This window comes from Streptomyces termitum (assembly GCF_014650175.1).
GTDB classification, from domain to species: Bacteria; Actinomycetota; Actinomycetes; order Streptomycetales; family Streptomycetaceae; genus Streptomyces; species Streptomyces termitum.
This window is the reverse complement of record NZ_BMUL01000014.1, coordinates 83,688-99,728: the sequence shown is the minus strand read 5'-3', so window position 1 is coordinate 99,728 and position 16,041 is coordinate 83,688. Positions and strand designations below refer to the sequence as shown.

General features: G+C 72.5%; 15 protein-coding genes. 6 read left to right on the top strand and 9 right to left on the bottom strand.

Annotated features, from left to right (window positions below):
- Positions 1-272: 272 nt before the first annotated feature.
- The gene (locus IE219_RS24170; RefSeq protein WP_189981016.1) at positions 273-1,652 is read right to left on the bottom strand and encodes an aspartate aminotransferase family protein; all 1,380 of its coding nucleotides are present in this window, start codon (positions 1,650-1,652) and stop codon (positions 273-275) included.
- Positions 1,637-2,143, bottom strand: coding sequence for an Lrp/AsnC family transcriptional regulator (locus IE219_RS24165; RefSeq protein ID WP_189981014.1), 507 nt, complete (start codon positions 2,141-2,143; stop codon positions 1,637-1,639). The genes IE219_RS24170 and IE219_RS24165 overlap by 16 nt, the downstream gene beginning before the upstream one ends.
- A 190-nt stretch (positions 2,144-2,333) precedes the next feature.
- Between IE219_RS24165 and IE219_RS24160 the strand changes: the two genes are divergently transcribed.
- The 3 genes from IE219_RS24160 to IE219_RS24150 all read left to right on the top strand — a co-directional run bounded on the left by IE219_RS24160 (position 2,334) and on the right by IE219_RS24150 (position 5,781).
- Entirely contained in the window at positions 2,334-3,770 is a 1,437-nt protein-coding gene (locus IE219_RS24160) for a gamma-aminobutyraldehyde dehydrogenase (RefSeq protein WP_189981012.1), read from the top strand.
- A gap of 151 nt (positions 3,771-3,921) precedes the next feature.
- The gene (locus IE219_RS24155) at positions 3,922-5,085 is read left to right on the top strand and encodes a polyamine ABC transporter substrate-binding protein (protein WP_189981010.1); all 1,164 of its coding nucleotides are present in this window, start codon (positions 3,922-3,924) and stop codon (positions 5,083-5,085) included.
- A gap of 150 nt (positions 5,086-5,235) precedes the next feature.
- Positions 5,236-5,781 carry a hypothetical protein gene (locus tag IE219_RS24150; protein WP_189981008.1) on the top strand — a complete coding sequence of 182 codons (546 nt, stop codon included), beginning with the start codon at positions 5,236-5,238 and terminating at the stop codon, positions 5,779-5,781.
- Here the strand turns inward: IE219_RS24150 and IE219_RS24145 are convergent.
- The 6 genes from IE219_RS24145 to IE219_RS24120 all read right to left on the bottom strand — a co-directional run bounded on the left by IE219_RS24145 (position 5,747) and on the right by IE219_RS24120 (position 11,385).
- On the bottom strand, positions 5,747-6,922 hold the full coding sequence (locus IE219_RS24145) for a serine hydrolase domain-containing protein (RefSeq protein ID WP_189981006.1): 1,176 nt from the start codon (positions 6,920-6,922) through the stop codon (positions 5,747-5,749). The genes IE219_RS24150 and IE219_RS24145 overlap by 35 nt on opposite strands.
- Before the next feature lie 96 nt (positions 6,923-7,018).
- The gene (locus tag IE219_RS24140; RefSeq protein WP_189981004.1) at positions 7,019-7,729 is read right to left on the bottom strand and encodes a response regulator; all 711 of its coding nucleotides are present in this window, start codon (positions 7,727-7,729) and stop codon (positions 7,019-7,021) included.
- Positions 7,726-8,868, bottom strand: a complete 1,143-nt coding sequence (locus tag IE219_RS24135; RefSeq protein WP_189981001.1) for a sensor histidine kinase — start codon at positions 8,866-8,868, stop codon at positions 7,726-7,728. The genes IE219_RS24140 and IE219_RS24135 overlap by 4 nt, the downstream gene beginning before the upstream one ends.
- Positions 8,868-9,647, bottom strand: a complete 780-nt coding sequence (locus tag IE219_RS24130; protein ID WP_189980999.1) for an SAM-dependent methyltransferase — start codon at positions 9,645-9,647, stop codon at positions 8,868-8,870. Before IE219_RS24130 ends, IE219_RS24135 begins: the two co-directional genes overlap by 1 nt.
- The gene (locus IE219_RS24125; RefSeq protein ID WP_189980997.1) at positions 9,644-10,333 is read right to left on the bottom strand and encodes a glycerophosphodiester phosphodiesterase; all 690 of its coding nucleotides are present in this window, start codon (positions 10,331-10,333) and stop codon (positions 9,644-9,646) included. The genes IE219_RS24130 and IE219_RS24125 overlap by 4 nt, the downstream gene beginning before the upstream one ends.
- A gap of 20 nt (positions 10,334-10,353) precedes the next feature.
- Positions 10,354-11,385 carry an adenosine deaminase gene (locus IE219_RS24120; protein WP_189980995.1) on the bottom strand — a complete coding sequence of 344 codons (1,032 nt, stop codon included), beginning with the start codon at positions 11,383-11,385 and terminating at the stop codon, positions 10,354-10,356.
- 87 nt (positions 11,386-11,472) lie between these two features.
- On the opposite strand from IE219_RS24120, the gene IE219_RS31945 reads away from it, so the two are divergent.
- Positions 11,473-12,423 carry a DUF4190 domain-containing protein gene (locus IE219_RS31945; RefSeq protein WP_229849983.1) on the top strand — a complete coding sequence of 317 codons (951 nt, stop codon included), beginning with the start codon at positions 11,473-11,475 and terminating at the stop codon, positions 12,421-12,423.
- 37 nt (positions 12,424-12,460) lie between these two features.
- Here IE219_RS31945 and ybiA read toward each other — a convergent pair whose 3' ends face one another.
- Positions 12,461-13,012 (bottom strand): riboflavin biosynthesis intermediates N-glycosidase, encoded by a 552-nt coding sequence (ybiA, locus tag IE219_RS24110; RefSeq protein ID WP_189980993.1) that lies wholly within the window; start codon positions 13,010-13,012, stop codon positions 12,461-12,463.
- A gap of 175 nt (positions 13,013-13,187) precedes the next feature.
- Between ybiA and IE219_RS24105 the strand changes: the two genes are divergently transcribed.
- The gene (locus IE219_RS24105) at positions 13,188-14,702 is read left to right on the top strand and encodes a gamma-aminobutyraldehyde dehydrogenase (RefSeq protein ID WP_189980991.1); all 1,515 of its coding nucleotides are present in this window, start codon (positions 13,188-13,190) and stop codon (positions 14,700-14,702) included.
- A gap of 49 nt (positions 14,703-14,751) precedes the next feature.
- On the top strand, positions 14,752-15,999 hold the full coding sequence (locus IE219_RS24100) for a polyamine ABC transporter substrate-binding protein (protein ID WP_189980988.1): 1,248 nt from the start codon (positions 14,752-14,754) through the stop codon (positions 15,997-15,999).
- The last annotated feature ends 42 nt before the right edge of the window (positions 16,000-16,041 follow it).

The following is a 16,041-nucleotide window of genomic DNA, read 5'->3' as shown; positions in this document are numbered from 1 at the left end:
GTGCCGCCGAGGGTGCAGTGCAGGGAACGCGCCCAGAGCACGTCGTTGTCCGGTGGGGCCATCGCGTACACCTCGATGTCGGATCCGATTCTTGCGTTCCCCCGTCCGGGGGAACGAGGACCGGGCCTGTCGGTCACTGGGCACCGTAGGTATTCGGATCGGGTTGTACGCACGGCACGCGGCCCGGGCCGCCGCCATCCACTCGGATGGCGGCACGCCCGGGCCGTGGGGTCACGCCGTGAGGGCGGCGTGGTGCCTGGAGGTGCGGCTTTTTAGAGCTTGGTCCACGCCTCGGTCAGCACGTTGCGCAGGATGCCCTCGATCTCGTCGAAGGTGCCCTGGTCGGCGATGAGCGGCGGGGCCAGCTGGATGACCGGGTCGCCGCGGTCGTCGGCGCGGCAGTACAGGCCGGCGTCGTACAGCGCCTTGGAGAGGAAGCCGTACAGGACGCGCTCCACCTCCTCGTCGTTGAAGGACTCCTTGGTGGCCTTGTCCTTGACGAGCTCGATGCCGTAGAAGAAGCCGTTGCCGCGGACGTCGCCGACGATCGGGAGGTCGTGCAGCTTCGACAGCGTCGAGTGGAAGGCGCCCTCGTTGTCCAGGACGTGCTGGTTGAGGCCCTCCTTGTCGAAGATGTCGAGGTTGGCGATGGCCACGGCGGAGGAGACCGGGTGGCCGCCGAAGGTGTAGCCGTGCAGGAAGGTGTTGTCGCCCTTGTAGAACGGCTCCGCGATGCGGTCGGAGACGATGCAGGCGCCGATCGGGGAGTAGCCCGAGGTCATGCCCTTGGCGCAGGTGATCATGTCCGGCACGTAGCCGAACTTGTCGCAGGCGAACATGGTGCCGAGGCGGCCGAAGGCGCAGATCGTCTCGTCGGAGACGAGCAGCACGTCGTACTGGTCGCAGATCTCGCGGACGCGCTGGAAGTAACCGGGCGGCGGCGGGAAGCAGCCGCCGGCGTTCTGCACCGGCTCCAGGAAGACGGCGGCGACGGTGTCGGGGCCCTCGAAGAGGATCTGCTGCTCGATCTGGTCGGCGGCCCAGCGGCCGAAGGCCTCGGGGTCGTCGCCGTGGATCGGGGCGCGGTAGATGTTGGTGTTCGGCACCTTGTGCGCGCCGGGGACCAGCGGCTCGAAGGGGGCCTTCAGGGCCGGCAGACCGGTGATGGACAGGGCGCCCTGCGGGGTGCCGTGGTAGGCGACCGCACGCGAGATGACCTTGTACTTGGTGTGCTTGCCCTGGAGCTTGAAGTACTGCTTGGCGAGCTTCCACGCGGTCTCGACGGCCTCGCCGCCACCGGTGGTGAAGAAGACCTTGTTGAGGTCGCCCGGGGCGTAGTCCGCGAGGCGCTCGGCCAGCTCGACGGCCTTGGGGTGCGCGTACGACCACACGGGGAAGAACGCGAGCTCCTGGGCCTGCTTGTACGCGACCTCGGCCAGCTCCTTGCGGCCGTGACCGGCGTTGACCACGAAGAGGCCGGCGAGGCCGTCGAGGTAGCGCTTGCCCTTGTCGTCGAAGATGTAGGTGCCCTCACCGCGGACGATGGTGGGGACGGGGCTGTTCTCGTACGACGACATGCGGGTGAAGTGCATCCACAGGTGGTCGTAGGCAGTCTTGGAGAGGTCCTGGGTCACGGTTATCGGGTTCCCCACATGTAGGTCTGCTTCTTGAGCTTCAGGTAGACGAAGCTCTCGGTGGAGCGCACGCCGGGGAGCGTGCGGATCCGCTTGTTGATCACGTCCAGAAGGTGGTCGTCGTCCTCGCAGACGACCTCCACCATCAGGTCGAAGGAGCCCGCGGTCATCACCACGTACTCGCATTCGGGCATGGCCGTCAGCGCGTCGGCGACCGGATCCAGGTCACCCTCGACGTGGATGCCGACCATCGCCTGTCGCCGCAGTCCCACGGTGAGCGGGTCGGTGACGGCGACGATCTGCATGACGCCCTGGTCGAGGAGCTTCTGGACGCGCTGCCGCACGGCCGCCTCGGAGAGGCCGACGGCCTTCCCTATCGCGGCGTAGGGGCGGCGGCCGTCCTGCTGGAGCTGCTCGATGATCGCCAGGGAGACGGCATCGATCGTCGGGGACGAACCGGTTCCGGTTCTGGAGTCTGCGCTTCGGCTGGCCACGTCCTCACTGTGCACCGAGATGGTCAGTCGTGCAACCCCGGATCGATGTAATTCGTTGCGAGGGGGCCTTCATCTCACCGAATCCGAAGTTGCGCGGGGTTCGCACTGTTGAAAGCGTCAGCCGAACAAGTAGGCTGAGGTGTCTCACCCATCGGGACGACCGCACAAGGCCGTGCGGAACAGAACGTGACAGGAGGGGTGGCAAGTGACCACCGAGCTGCGCCGGCTGCGCAACTACATCGACGGAGAGTTCCGCGACGCGGCCGACGGCCGCACCATCGAGGTGACCAACCCGGCCACCGGCGAGGTGTACGCCACCTCCCCGCTCTCCGGCCAGGCCGACGTCGACGCCGCCATGGAGGCCGCCGCGGCCGCCTTCCCCGCCTGGCGCGACACCACGCCGTCCGAGCGCCAGCGGGTGCTCCTCAAGATCGCCGACGCCTTCGAGGAGCGCGCCGAGGAACTCATCGCCGCCGAGGTCGAGAACACCGGCAAGCCGGTCGCCCTCACCGCGAGCGAGGAGATCCCGCCGATGGTGGACCAGATCCGCTTCTTCGCGGGTGCCGCCCGGCTCCTCGAAGGCCGCTCCGCCGGCGAGTACATGGAGGGGCTGACCTCCATCGTCCGCCGCGAGCCGGTCGGCGTCTGCGCCCAGGTCGCGCCGTGGAACTACCCGATGATGATGGCCGTGTGGAAGTTCGCCCCGGCCCTCGCCGCGGGCAACACGGTCGTCCTCAAGCCCTCGGACACCACCCCCGCCTCCACGGTCCTGATGGCCGAGATCATCGGCGCGATCGTCCCCAAGGGCGTCTTCAACGTCGTCTGCGGCGACCGCGACACCGGCCGCGCCATGGTCGAGCACCCGACCCCGGCGATGGCCTCCATCACCGGCTCCGTCCGGGCCGGCATGCAGGTCGCCGAGTCCGCCGCCAAGGACGTCAAGCGCGTCCACCTGGAGCTCGGCGGCAAGGCCCCCGTCGTCGTCTTCGAGGACACCGACGTCGCCAAGGCCGTCGAGGACATCGCCACGGCCGGCTTCTTCAACGCCGGCCAGGACTGCACCGCCGCCACCCGCGTCCTCGTCCACGAGTCCATCCACGACGAGTTCGTCGCCGCCCTGGCCAAGGCCGCGAGCGAGACGAAGACCGGGCAGCCGGACGACGAGGACGTGCTCTACGGCCCGCTGAACAACGCCAACCAGCTCAAGCAGGTCTCCGGCTTCGTCGACCGCCTCCCGGCCCACGCCAAGGTCGAGGCCGGCGGCCACCGCGTCGGCGACAAGGGCTACTTCTACGCCCCCACCGTCGTCTCCGGCCTGAAGCAGGACGACGAGATCATCCAGAACGAGGTCTTCGGCCCCGTCATCACCGTCCAGTCCTTCACGGACGAGGCCCAGGCCCTGGAGTACGCCAACGGCGTCGAGTACGCCCTCGCCTCCTCCGTCTGGACCAAGGACCACGCCCGCGCCATGCGCATGTCCAAGGCCCTCGACTTCGGCTGCGTGTGGATCAACACCCACATCCCGCTGGTCGCCGAGATGCCGCACGGCGGCTTCAAGAAGTCCGGCTACGGCAAGGACCTCTCCGCGTACGGCTTCGAGGACTACACGCGCATCAAGCACGTGATGACCTCGCTGGGCTGAACCGGCCGGTAGCGCACCCGGGCCCCGGCACCCGTCGACGGATCATCGACAAGGTGTCGGGGCCCCGCCGTGCCGCTCGACGGAGCGTCCATTGCGGCAGGTCGGGGGCGGGCGGGATGCTGCGCGGGTGAGAGCGACTGCCAGGAACACCATGAAGCGCCGGTCCGTCCTGCGGGGCCTCGGCGGAGCCGGGGCCGCCGGACTGCTCGCCGCGTGCGGGGTGAAGCCCGCCTACGTCGCCGAGGACGAGCGGGCCGGCCGGGACCTGTCCGCCCGCGAGCGCAGCGTCACCTTCGCCAACTGGCCGCTCTACATCGACACCGACGACGACGATCCCGGCAGCCGGCCCACCCTCGACGCCTTCCGGAAGCGGACCGGCATCGCCGTCCGCTACACCGAGGAGATCAACGACAACGACGAGTTCTTCGGCAAGATCGGCCCGGCCCTCATGAACGGCCAGCGGACCGACCGGGACCTCGTCGTCGTCAGCGACTGGATGGCCGCCCGCTTCGTCCGCCTCGGCTGGGTCCAGGCCATGGACCGCGCCGCCCAGCCGCACGTCGCCCGCGAGCTCGACCCGCAGCTCCTGAAGCCCGCCTTCGATCCCGGCCGGCTCCACTCCGTGCCCTGGCAGTCCGGCATCACCGGCATCGCCTACAACCGGCGCAGGCTGGGCCGCGAGCTGCGCTCCACCCGCCAGCTGTGGGACGCCGACCTGCGCGGCAAGGTCACCCTGCTCTCCGGCCTCGACGAGTCGATCTCCCTGCTCATGCAGGGCGACGGGGTGGACGTCACCCGCTGGACCGCCGACGACTTCCACGCCGTCTGCGACCGGATCGAGGAACTGGTCAAGCGCCGCCACATCCGCCGCTTCACCGGCAACGACTACATCAAGGACCTCTCCAGCGGCGACGTGCTCGCCTGCCAGGCGTACTCCGGCGACGTCATCCAGCTCCAGGCCGACAACCCCGACATCGAGTTCGTCGTGCCCGAGGAGGGCGGCGAGCTGTGGGCCGAGTCGCTGATGGTCCCCAACCTCGCCCGGCACAAGGCCAACGCCGAGAAGCTGATCGACTACTACTACGAGCCCGAGGTCGCCGCCGAGCTCGCCGCGTGGGTCAACTACGTCTGCCCCGTCCCGGCCGCCCAGGCGGTCCTCGCCGACTCGGGCGACGAGGAACTGGTCGCCCTCGCCGAGGACCCGCTGATCTTCCCCGACGCCGACATGCGCGGCCGGCTCGCCATCGCCCGCGACATCAAGGCGTCCGAGCGCCGGGAGTTCGCCAAGCGCTGGAACGGCATCGTCGGCCTCTGAGCCCGGGCACCGCGCGGGCCTCCCGGCGGGAGAGCCGACCCGGTCGATCCGCGCGTCACCCGCGGACTCCCGCACCCCTCCCGGAGCGTTTTCCTGAACATGTTCAACCCCGCCTTCTGAACGCGTTCAAGAAGGGCGTACGCTGCCCCCATGAGCGAACCGCACGGGCCCGCGGCCCTTCTCGCGCGCATCCGCGCCTGGCTGATCCTCTTCGTCGTCTGCCTCGTCCTCAGCGGCGCCACCGCCTTCCCGCTCGTCACCGAACTCCGCCTGCTCGACGACGCGCTGGGAGGCTGGGCGGCGCCCGTCGCCGACGCGCTGCCCGGCCTCGCCGAATGGATCCACCGGGTCGCCGTCGGCGTCGAGCGGGCCGGGACCGAGGCCCCGTACCTCCTCTACGGCACCGACTGGCTGGCCTTCGCCCACCTCGTCATCGCCGTCGCCTTCCTCGGCCCCTACCGCGACCCGGTCCGCAACGTCTGGGTCGTCGAGTTCGGCATGATCGCCTGCGCCGGGATCATCCCGCTCGCCCTGATCTGCGGACCGATCCGCGACATCCCCCTCTGGTGGTCGGTCGTCGACATGTCCTTCGGCGTCGTCGGTATCCTCCCGCTGCTTTACGTCCGCCGCCTCACCCAGCGGCTGGAGGCCGCCGGGGCGGTCACTCCGACGGCGCCCCGAACGTCGCCAGCATGAGCCGCAGCACCGTCGGATCGGTGCCCTGACCCTTCGCGTCCGTCGCGTTGACGCTGTAGACCAGGGTCCGGGCACCGTCCCGGGTGGAGGCGATCGCCGCGTTGTACCCCCAGCGTCCGCCCGTCTTCCCCCACACCTCGCGCCCGCCCAGCCGCTTCATCGACAGCCCCGCCGAGTACGCCGCCGGCTCCCCGGTCGAGAAGTCCGCCACCTCCGGCAGCGTGAACATCTCCTCCAGGAGCGGACCGCGCACCACCCGGCCCGCGAACAGCTCCCGGGTGAACCGCTCCAGGTCCGCCGTGGTCGACACCAGGTCGCCCGCCGCCCAGCCGTCCGTCGCCCGCCACACCGACACGTCCCGCAGCCCGGTCGTCCCGTCGTCCAGCCGCATCACCTGGTAGCCGTGGTTGTACGCCCCCCGGATCTCCGCCTCGCGCCCCGGGAGGTAGGTGTCCCGCAGGCCCAGCGGCCGCAGGATCCGCCGCCCCACCTCGGCCTCGTACGTCCGGCCCGTCACCCGCTCCACGATCAGCCCCGCGATCGTGTACCCGATGTTCAGGTAGTGCTGCCGGGTGCCGGGCCGGAACTCGCGCGGCTTCGCCGTCGCCGCCCGCACCAGCTCCTCGGGCGCGTACACCGCGAAGCGGCGGTCGTACCACTCCTCCACCGTCTCGCCCGGCAGGTCCGCCGCCGGGATGCCGTGCGTGTGGTTCAGCAACTGGCGGACCGTCACCGTCGCGTACCGGCCCGGAATCAGCTCCGGCAGGTACGAGCGGGCCGTCCGGTCCAGGTCGATCCGGCCCTCGGCGGCCAGCTGGAGCACGGTCGCCGCCGTGAACACCTTCGTCACCGAACCGGCCCGGAAGCGGGCCGCCGGATCGGCCGGCGCCCCCGACACCAGGTCCCGCACCCCCGCCGAACCCCGCCAGGACCCCTCCGTGCCGCCGACCCGCACCAGCGCCGCCGTCGCGTCGGCCCGGGGCAGCCCCGCGATCACCTCCGCCACCGCCCCGGCGGGCGACGGCGCCGCCGCGACCGCCGCCGGGGCGGACGCCGCGAAGGCGGGGGACAGGGACAGCGGACCCGCCGCGACACCCAGGACCAGGGCGGCGGCGAGCAGGGCGCGGGTGGATTTCTTCACGGTCGGACTCCTCGGCTGCGGACGGGCGGTGCGATGCCCCCAGCCTCCCCGGAGCACCCCCGCGCGCGGATCGCCCGCACCGGCGGTCCCGGCCGGTCAGCCCCTCGCCGGAGCGGGGGAGGACCCGGCGCCCGGGAATCCCCCCGCCGGGGGAGGACCCGGCGCCACCAGGCCCGTCTCGTACGCGCAGATCACCGCCTGGATCCGGTCCCGGAGCCCCAGCTTCGCCAGCACGTTCCCCACGTGCGTCTTCACCGTGTGCTCGCTCACCACCAGCTCCGCCGCGATCTCCGCGTTCGACCTCCCCCGCGCGAGCAGCAGCAGCGTCTCCCGCTCCCGCCCGGTCAGCACCCCCAGCCGGGGATCGGGCGCCGCCGCCCGGCGCGGACCGCCCGCCGTGTACTGCTCCACCAGCCGCCGCGCCACCGACGGCGCCAGCAGCGAGTCGCCCGCCGCCACCACCCGCACCGCGTGCACCAGGTCGTCCCGGCGCACGTCCTTCAGCAGGAACCCGCTCGCGCCCGCGTGCAGCGCCTCGTACACGTACGCGTCCGAGTCGAAGGTCGTCAGCATCACCACCCGGCAGCCGCTCTCCGCCGTGATCACCCGGCACGCCTCGATCCCGTCCAGCCGGGGCATCCGCACGTCGAGCAGGGCCACGTCCGGCCGGTGGCGCCGCACCGCCTCCACCGCCGCCGCCCCGTCGGCCGCCTCCGCCACCACCTCGACGTCCTCCTGCACGTCCAGGATCAGCGCGAAACCGCTCCGCACCAGCTCCTGGTCGTCGGCGACCACCACCCTGATCATCCCGTCGTCCCCTCTCCGGACGGCACCGGCAGCACCACCCGCACCTCGAAACCCCGGCCGTCCGGGCCGGGGCCCGTCGCCGCCGAGCCGCCGTGCGCGGCGGCCCGCTCCCGTATGCCCACCAGCCCGTGCCCCGCCGTCCGCGCCGGCCGCGGACCCCGCCCGTCGTCCCGGACCAGCACGGTCAGCTCCCCGCCGGACCGGTCGATCCGCACCGTCGCGCTCCGCGCCCGCGCGTGCCGGACCACATTGGTCAGCGCCTCCTGCACGATCCGGAAGACGCCCGCCGCCAGCGGCGCCGGCAGCCCGGCCAGCTCCCCGGAGGAGCCGTACCGCACGTCGAGACCGCCGGCCCGCACCCGCTCCAGGAGCCCCGGCAGCCCGTCCAGGTCCGGCTGCGGCGACCGCCCGCCGCCGGGCCCGCCGTCCCGCAGCACGCCCAGCATGCTCCGCAGCTGCGCCATCGCGTCCCGGCCGGTCGCCGAGATCGCCTCGAAGGCGGCCTCGGCCCGCTCCGGCGCCGCCCGCACCGCCAGCGGCCCGGCCTCCGCCTGCACGATCATCAGGCTCACCGCGTGCGACAGGATGTCGTGCATCTCCCGCGCGATCCGGGCCCGTTCGCGCGCCGCCGCCCGCTCCCGCTCGATCCGGTGCTCCCGCTGCCGGGCGTCGGTCAGCCGGCCGAAGACGTAGGCGGCGGCGAACACGAAGAGGGAGAAGGTGAGTTCGCGCGCCGACTGGGTGTTGAGCCACACCGACGCCGGCACCGCGACCAGCAGCAGCCCCGCCGCCGCCCACCGCTGCCGGGCCGGCGCCTGCGCCGCGATCGTGTACGCGCAGACCAGCCCCTGGTACGGCAGCGGCTGCCCCGGCCCCTCCAGCGCCAGCCGGTACAGCGCGCTCGCCGCCAGCACCGCGAGCAGCACCGCCATCGGCGCCCGCCGCCGCCACACCAGCGGCAGCACCGTCAGCGTCGTCAGCCCGTACGCCGGCCAGGTCGCCGGCTCCAGCTCCGGCGGCCGCGGCACCACGAACGGCATCGTCACCGCCACCTGCACCAGCAGCGCGATCCCCGCGTCCACCGCCCCCGGATGCGCGGCCCCCCACGCCCGGGCCTGCCCCACCCCCCGTATCCGCATTACGGCTTGCGGCCCACCGCGCCGAACTGCGCCACCGCGGCCGCCTCCGGCGCGCCCCACCGCGAGCAGGAGACGATCCCCGGCTCCAGCAGCTCAAGACCCTCGAAGAAGGAGGTGAACTCCTCCCGGGTGCGGGCCGTGATCGGCGGGGTCGCGTTCTCGTTCCAGAACGCCATCGCCGCCTCGTTGGCCTCCCCGCCCAGCTCCGGGTCGAGCGTCGGATGGGTGAGCACCAGGAAGCTGCCGGACGGGACCGCGTCCATCAGCGTCCGCACCACCCGCCGCGCCTCGCCGGTGTCCGGCACGAAGTTGAGGATGCCCAGCAGCAGCACCGCCACCGGACGCGACAGGTCGAGCGTCTCGCCCGCCGCCGCCACGATCCGCTCCGGGTCGCGGGCGTCCGCGTCCACGTACGCCGTCACGCCCTCCGGGGCACTGGTCAGCAGCGCCCGCGCGTGGGTCAGGACGATCGGGTCGTTGTCGACGTAGACGATCCGCGCGTCCGGCGCGATCCGCTGCGCCACCTCGTGCGTGTTGTCGGCCGTCGGCAGCCCCGTGCCGACGTCGAGGAACTGCCGCACCCCCTCGCCCGCCGCCAGCCGGGTCACCGCCCGGCCGAGGAACGCCCGGTCGGCGCGGGCGACTTCGCCGATCCCCGGGTGGAAGGCGACGACCTGGTCGCCGACGGCCCGGTCCACCGGATAGTTGTCCTTGCCGCCCAGCCAGTAGTTCCACACCCGGGCGTTGTGGGCGATGTCGGTCCGGATGCGGTTGTTCATCGGGGAGCCTTTCGCAGGACGGAGGCGAGGGCGTCGACCCGGTTCGTGGTGATCGAGTCGACGCCGTGCGCGACCAGCCTACGCATGCTCCGGCGGGTGTCCGGCGTCCAGGCCGACACCTTCAGACCGTCCCGGTGCACCCGCTCCACCAGCGCCCGGTCCAGCAGCCCGAAGCGGTAGTTGAGCCATGCCGGGCGGACCGCGTCCAGCAGCACCGGGCGCGGCGGCGCCAGCGAGGTCCAGGTCAGCGCGATCTCCGCGTGCGGGTCCGCCGCCCGCACCTGGAGCATCGCGACCCCGCCCGCGCAGTAGTACACCCGCTCCCCGGCGCCCGCCTCGCGGACCGCGCCGACGATCCGCCGCACCGACGCGGCGTTCCCGCCCGGCAGGTCCAGCATCAGCCGCCGGTCCCCGGCCGCGAGCAGCGCGTCCCGCAGCGTCGGCACCCCCTCGTACGTCAGCTCGCGCAGCTCCGCGTGGGTGAGCGCGGACAGCGGCCGGTCGTGGCCCCACAACCGCTTCAGGGTCTCGTCGTGCAGCAGCACCGGCACCCCGTCCCCCGTCAGCCGGACGTCGACCTCGACCGCGTCCGCACCCCGCCCGAAGGCGGAGCCGATCGAGGCGAGGGTGTTCTCACGGGCGCGGTACGGGTCGCCGCGGTGGCCTACGACAGTCACAGATCGCATGGGGCCATTCTTCGGGGGCGTCAGCGCGTCAGCCAGTCCTCCGTGTACGTGTCGATCTCGGCGGCCAGCCGCTCCTTGCCGGCCGGGTCGAGGAAGGACGCCTCCACGGCGTTCTTCGCCAGGCCCGCGAGGCCCCGCTCGTCCAGGTCCAGCAGCCGGGCGGCGACCGCGTACTCGCTGTTCAGATCGGTGCCGAACATCGGCGGGTCGTCGCTGTTCACCGTGACGAGGACGCCCGCGTCGGCCATCAGCCGGACCGGGTGCTCCTCCAGGGTCGCCACCGCGCGGGTCGCGATGTTCGAGGTCGGGCAGACCTCCAGGGCGATCCGGTGCTCGGCCAGGTACGCCAGCAGCTCCGGGTCCCGTACGGAACTCGTGCCGTGCCCGATCCGCTCGGCGCCCAGCTCGCGGATCGCGTCCCAGACCGTCTCCGGACCGGTCGTCTCGCCCGCGTGCGGCACCGACCGCAGTCCGGCCGCCCGCGCCAGGTCGAAGTACGGCTTGAACTGCGGGCGCGGCACCCCGATCTCCGGGCCGCCCAGCCCGAAGGAGACCAGGCCCTCCGGCCGCAGCGCGTCGGTCGTCGCCAGCCGCGCGGTCTCCTCGGCGGACACCAGCCCCGCCTCGCCCGGGATGTCGAAGCACCAGCGCAGCACCGTGCCGAACTCGGCCTCCGCCGCCTTCCGGGCGTCCTCGATCGCGTCCATGAAGGCCCGCTCGTCGATGCCCCGGCGGGTCGAGGAGTACGGGGTGATCGTCAGCTCCGCGTAGCGGATGTTCTGCCGGGCCATGTCCCGGGCGACCTCGAAGGTCAGCAGCCGGACGTCCTCGGGGGTGCGCACCAGGTCCACGACGGACAGGTACACGTCGATGAAGTGCGCGAAGTCGGTGAAGGTGAAGTAGTCGGCGAGCGCCTCCGGGTCCGTGGGGACCTTGGAGTCCGGGTGCCGGGCGGCCAGCTCGGAGACGATCCGGGGGGAGGCGGAGCCCACGTGGTGGACGTGCAGCTCGGCCTTGGGGAGGCCCGCGATGAAGGGGTGGAGGTCGGTCATCGGCTCATCGTAGGCGGGCCTCACGGGCGGGGCCGGGCTGTGGGGGGCCGACGCCGTAGCATGACGGGACCACGGAGGGAGCCCTGAGTGACCGAGAACCGAGAGCCACGCCCCGAGGACCGGGGCGGGATCGACCCCTGGGCCCCGCCGGCGCGCGACGGCGAGCGGGCGGACCCGGGCGGGCGGCCCGCGCCGGACGCCCCGGTCCACCAGCAGCCGACACTCGCCGCGATACCCACCGGCCCGCCGGCCGACGGAGCACCGGGGGCCGCGCCCGCCGCGCCCGCGCCCGGCGTCTCCTTCGGCAAGGCGGCCGAGCCGGCCGGTACGGCGCCCGAGGCGGGACCGGCCGACGCCGCGCCCGCCACGCCCGGCGTCTCCTTCGACAAGGCCGCCGCGCCCGCGGCGGCACCCGCCCCCGCGCCCGCCGCGCCCGCCCCGGGAAGCCCGGTCGGGTCCGCGCCCGTCGCGCCCGCCGTCCCCGGTGTCTCCTTCGGGAAGGCCGGGGGTCCCGGGCCCGGCGGTTCCGGGGCCGAGCTGCCGCCGCCGCCCGTCGCCCCCGGCGGCCCGGCGGCCTACGGGGCACCGGCCCCTCCCGTACCGGCGTACGGGTCCCCTTCCTACGGCGCCCCGTCCGGCTACCCCTCGCCGTACCCGTCCGGCTACCCCGCCGCCGGGCCGTCGCCCTACGGCTACGGTCCGCAGCCCGGCGGGAACAACGGCCTGGGCACGGCCGGCATGGTGCTCGGCATCATCGGCGTCTGCCTCTTCTGGTTCTACGGCGTCCTGGGCATCCTGCTCGGCGTCCTCGCGCTGATCTTCGGCATCATCGGCCGCCGCCGTGCCAACCGGGGCGAGGCGAGCAACGGCGGCCCCGCCCTCGCGGGCATCATCCTCGGGGCGGTCTCCCTCGTGCTCGGCGCGGCGGTCCTCGCCTTCTTCATCTGGGTCGTCGCCAACTACGAGCGGTTCGAGGACGAGGACTGGGGCTCCACGGGCTCCACCGAGGTGGTGCTCACCGTCGACGCCCGGCCCTGAGCCGGCCCCGCCCGACCGGCCCCGGGCCGCCCCCGCCTCAGGGGGCGGCCCGCAGTCGTTCCCTGGCCTCCATCAGGGCGAAGCCCAGCAGGTTGAGCCCGCGCCAGCGGGCCGGGTCGGCGGCGCCGGGGTCCCGGGCGCCGAGCCCGATGCCCCAGACCCGGTCCAGCGGGCTCGCCTCCACCAGCACGCGCGCCCCGGTCCCGAGCAGGTACTCCCGCAGCTCCTCGTCCGAGGCGAACTTGTGGACGCTGCCCGCCACCACGATCCCGGCGCGCTCGCGGACCCACACCGCCTCGTCGAAGCCGCGGACCAGCCGGCCCGCGTTCTTCGCCTCGGCCGGGGTGCGGGCGGCGAGCGCGGTCCGCTCCGCCTCCGGGTCCCCGAAGAGGCGCGCCTTCTCCGCCATCATCCAGTGCTCGGCCGTGGCGTACCGCACGCCGCCGACCACGAAGGGTGACGGCCACCACTGGCTCAGACAGCTCGCGGAGAGCCGCCCGTCCGGGGCCGGACGGTGGCCCCAGAAATGCAGCCACTTCACCTTTTCACCCCCGCTGACCTGCTGTGTCAGCTCCTCGACGGTCATCATGCACGCGAGTCTGGCATCCGCGATCGACATTCCGTACGAAGATTTTCCTGCGACCTCGACACTTGGTCGACCGATTCCGTCGAGTAACCAAAAGGCAACAACGGAATCCCTTGTTAGGGCCGTATCGCTCTGTCAGGATCGGCACTCAATTCGAGCTGGGACAACGGAGAGCGTCATGGGCAACCGCTTCCAGGTGACGGACCGCTTCGCGGACGGCGCGCAGTACATCGGCGGACGGCTCCGCCCCGGGACCTCAGGACACGAGCACAGCGTCGTCGACCCGGCCACCGGCGAGAGCGTGTACACCTACGAACTCGCCTCCACCGCCGACGTGGACGCGGCCGTCGCCGCCGCCCGCGACGCCTTCCCCGGCTGGGCCGGCGCCACCCCGGGCGAGCGCTCCGACGCGCTGCACCGCCTCGCCGGCGTCCTCGCCGGGCAGGCGGAGGACCTCGCCCTGGCCGAGTCCCTCCAGTGCGGCAAGCCGATCCGGCTGACCACCGAGTTCGACGTGCCCGGCACGATCGACAACACCGCCTTCTTCGCGGGCGCCGCCCGCCACCTCCAGGGCCAGTCGGCCGGCGAGTACAGCGGCGACCACACCTCGTACGTCCGGCGCGAGCCGATCGGCGTGGTCGGCTCCATCGCCCCCTGGAACTACCCCCTCCAGATGGCCGCCTGGAAGATCCTCCCGGCGATCGCCGCGGGCAACACCATCGTCCTGAAGCCGGCCGAGCTGACCCCGCTGACCTCCCTCATGTTCGCCCAGGCGGCGAAGGAGGCGGGCCTCCCCGACGGCGTGGTCAACATCGTCACCGGCGCGGGCCGCGAGGCCGGCGAGCACCTGGTCGGCCACCCCGACGTCGCCATGACCTCCTTCACCGGCTCCACCCCGGTCGGCAAGCGGGTCGCCGAGATCGCCACCGCCACCGTCAAGCGGCTCCACCTGGAACTCGGCGGCAAGGCCCCCTTCGTCGTCTTCGACGACGCCGACCTGGAGGCCGCCGCCCACGGCGCCGTCGCCGCCTCGCTGATCAACACCGGCCAGGACTGCACGGCCGCCACCCGCGCCTACGTCCAGCGCCCCCTCTTCGACGCCTTCGTCGCCCGGGTCGCCGCGCTGATGGAGACCGTCCGCCTCGGCGACCCCGCCGACCCGGCCACCGACCTCGGCCCGCTGGTCTCGCACGCCCAGCGCGACCGCGTCGCCGCCTTCGTCGAGCGCGCCCGCGGCTACGCCACCGTCGTCACCGGAGGCGAAGCCCCTGGTGGAGCGCTCGCGAACGGCGCGTACTATCGGCCCACCCTGATCACCGGTGCGGCGCAGGACAGCGAGGTCGTGCAGTCGGAGATCTTCGGACCCGTCCTGGTCGTGCTGCCCTTCGACGGCGACGAAGAGGGCATCCGGCTCGCCAACGACACCCCGTACGGCCTCGCCGCCTCGGCCTGGAGCCGCGACGTCTACCGGGCGAACAGGGCCACCCGTGAGATCAAGGCCGGCTGCGTCTGGGTCAACGACCACATCCCGATCATCAGCGAGATGCCGCACGGCGGATACAAGGCGTCCGGCTTCGGAAAGGACATGTCCGCCTACTCCTTCGAGGAGTACACGCAGGTCAAGCACGTGATGTTCGACAACACCGCGGTGGCGGCCAAGGACTGGCACCGCACGATCTTCGGGGACCGATAGCCGTCAGCCGCCCGACCGGCGGCGCAACCCTCCCGAAAGGGCACAGCGCATGGAGCAGTACGAGCCCGACCGCCTCTCCGCCGCACAGCTCGCGGCGATCCGGCGCAGCATGACGAGCGGCCGCGGCGCCCTCGGCCGCCGCTCGCTGCTGAGGGCCGGCGGCGTGGGCGCGCTCACGCTCGGGGGCCTGGCCGGCCTCACGGCCTGCGGCATCCCGCCGGCCAAGCGGGAGGGCCAGGGCCCGGCGTCCACCGACGACTCGGCCAAGGAGAAGACCCTCAACTTCTCCAACTGGACCGAGTACATGGACACCGGCGAGGACGGCACGTCCCGGCCCTCCCTGGAGGCGTTCACGAAACGCACCGGGATCAAGGTCAAGTACACCGAGGACATCAACGACAACGTCGAGTTCTTCGGCAAGATCAAGCCGCAGCTCGCGGCCGGCCAGGACACCGGCCGCGACCTGATCTGCGTCACCGACTGGCTCGCCGCCCGCATCATCCGCCTCGGCTGGGCCCAGAAGCTCGACCCGGCGAACCTCCCCCACGCCTACGCGAACCTCTCCGCGCAGTTCCGCAGCCCCGACTGGGACCCGGGCCGCTCCTACTCGTACCCCTGGACCGGCATCTCCACCGTCGTCGCCTACAACATCAAGGCGACCGGCGGGAAGAAGGTGGACTCCGTCTCGCAGCTCCTCGACGACCCCGCCCTCAAGGGCCGGGTCGGCTTCCTCACCGAGATGCGCGACACCATCGGCATGACCCTGCTCGACCTCGGCAAGGACCCGGGCGCCTTCACCGACGCCGACTTCGACGCCGCCGTCGGCCGCCTCCAGAAGGGCGTCGACACCAAGCAGATACGCCGCTTCACCGGCAACGACTACACCTCGGACCTGAACAAGGGCGACATCGCCGCCTGCCTGGCCTGGGCCGGCGACATCATCCAGCTCCAGGCGGACAACCCCGACATCCGGTACGCCATCCCCCGGGCCGGATACATCACCTCCACCGACAACCTGCTGGTCCCGGCCAACTCCCGGCACAAGACCAACGCCGAGAAGCTGATCGACCACTACTACCAGCTCCCCAACGCCGCCCAGCTCGCCGCCTACATCAACTTCGTCTGTCCCGTCGACGGGGTGAAGGACGAGCTGGCCAAGATCGACCCCGAGCTGGCCGCCAACACGCTGATCCTCCCCGACAAGGCCATGGCCGCGAAGTCCCACTCCTTCCGCTCGCTCACCACCGAGCAGGAGACGGCGTACGAGGAGAAGTTCGCCAGGCTCATCGGCGCCTGAGGCCGTCGTCCACCCCCATCCACGTAGATCCGGGACCGCACC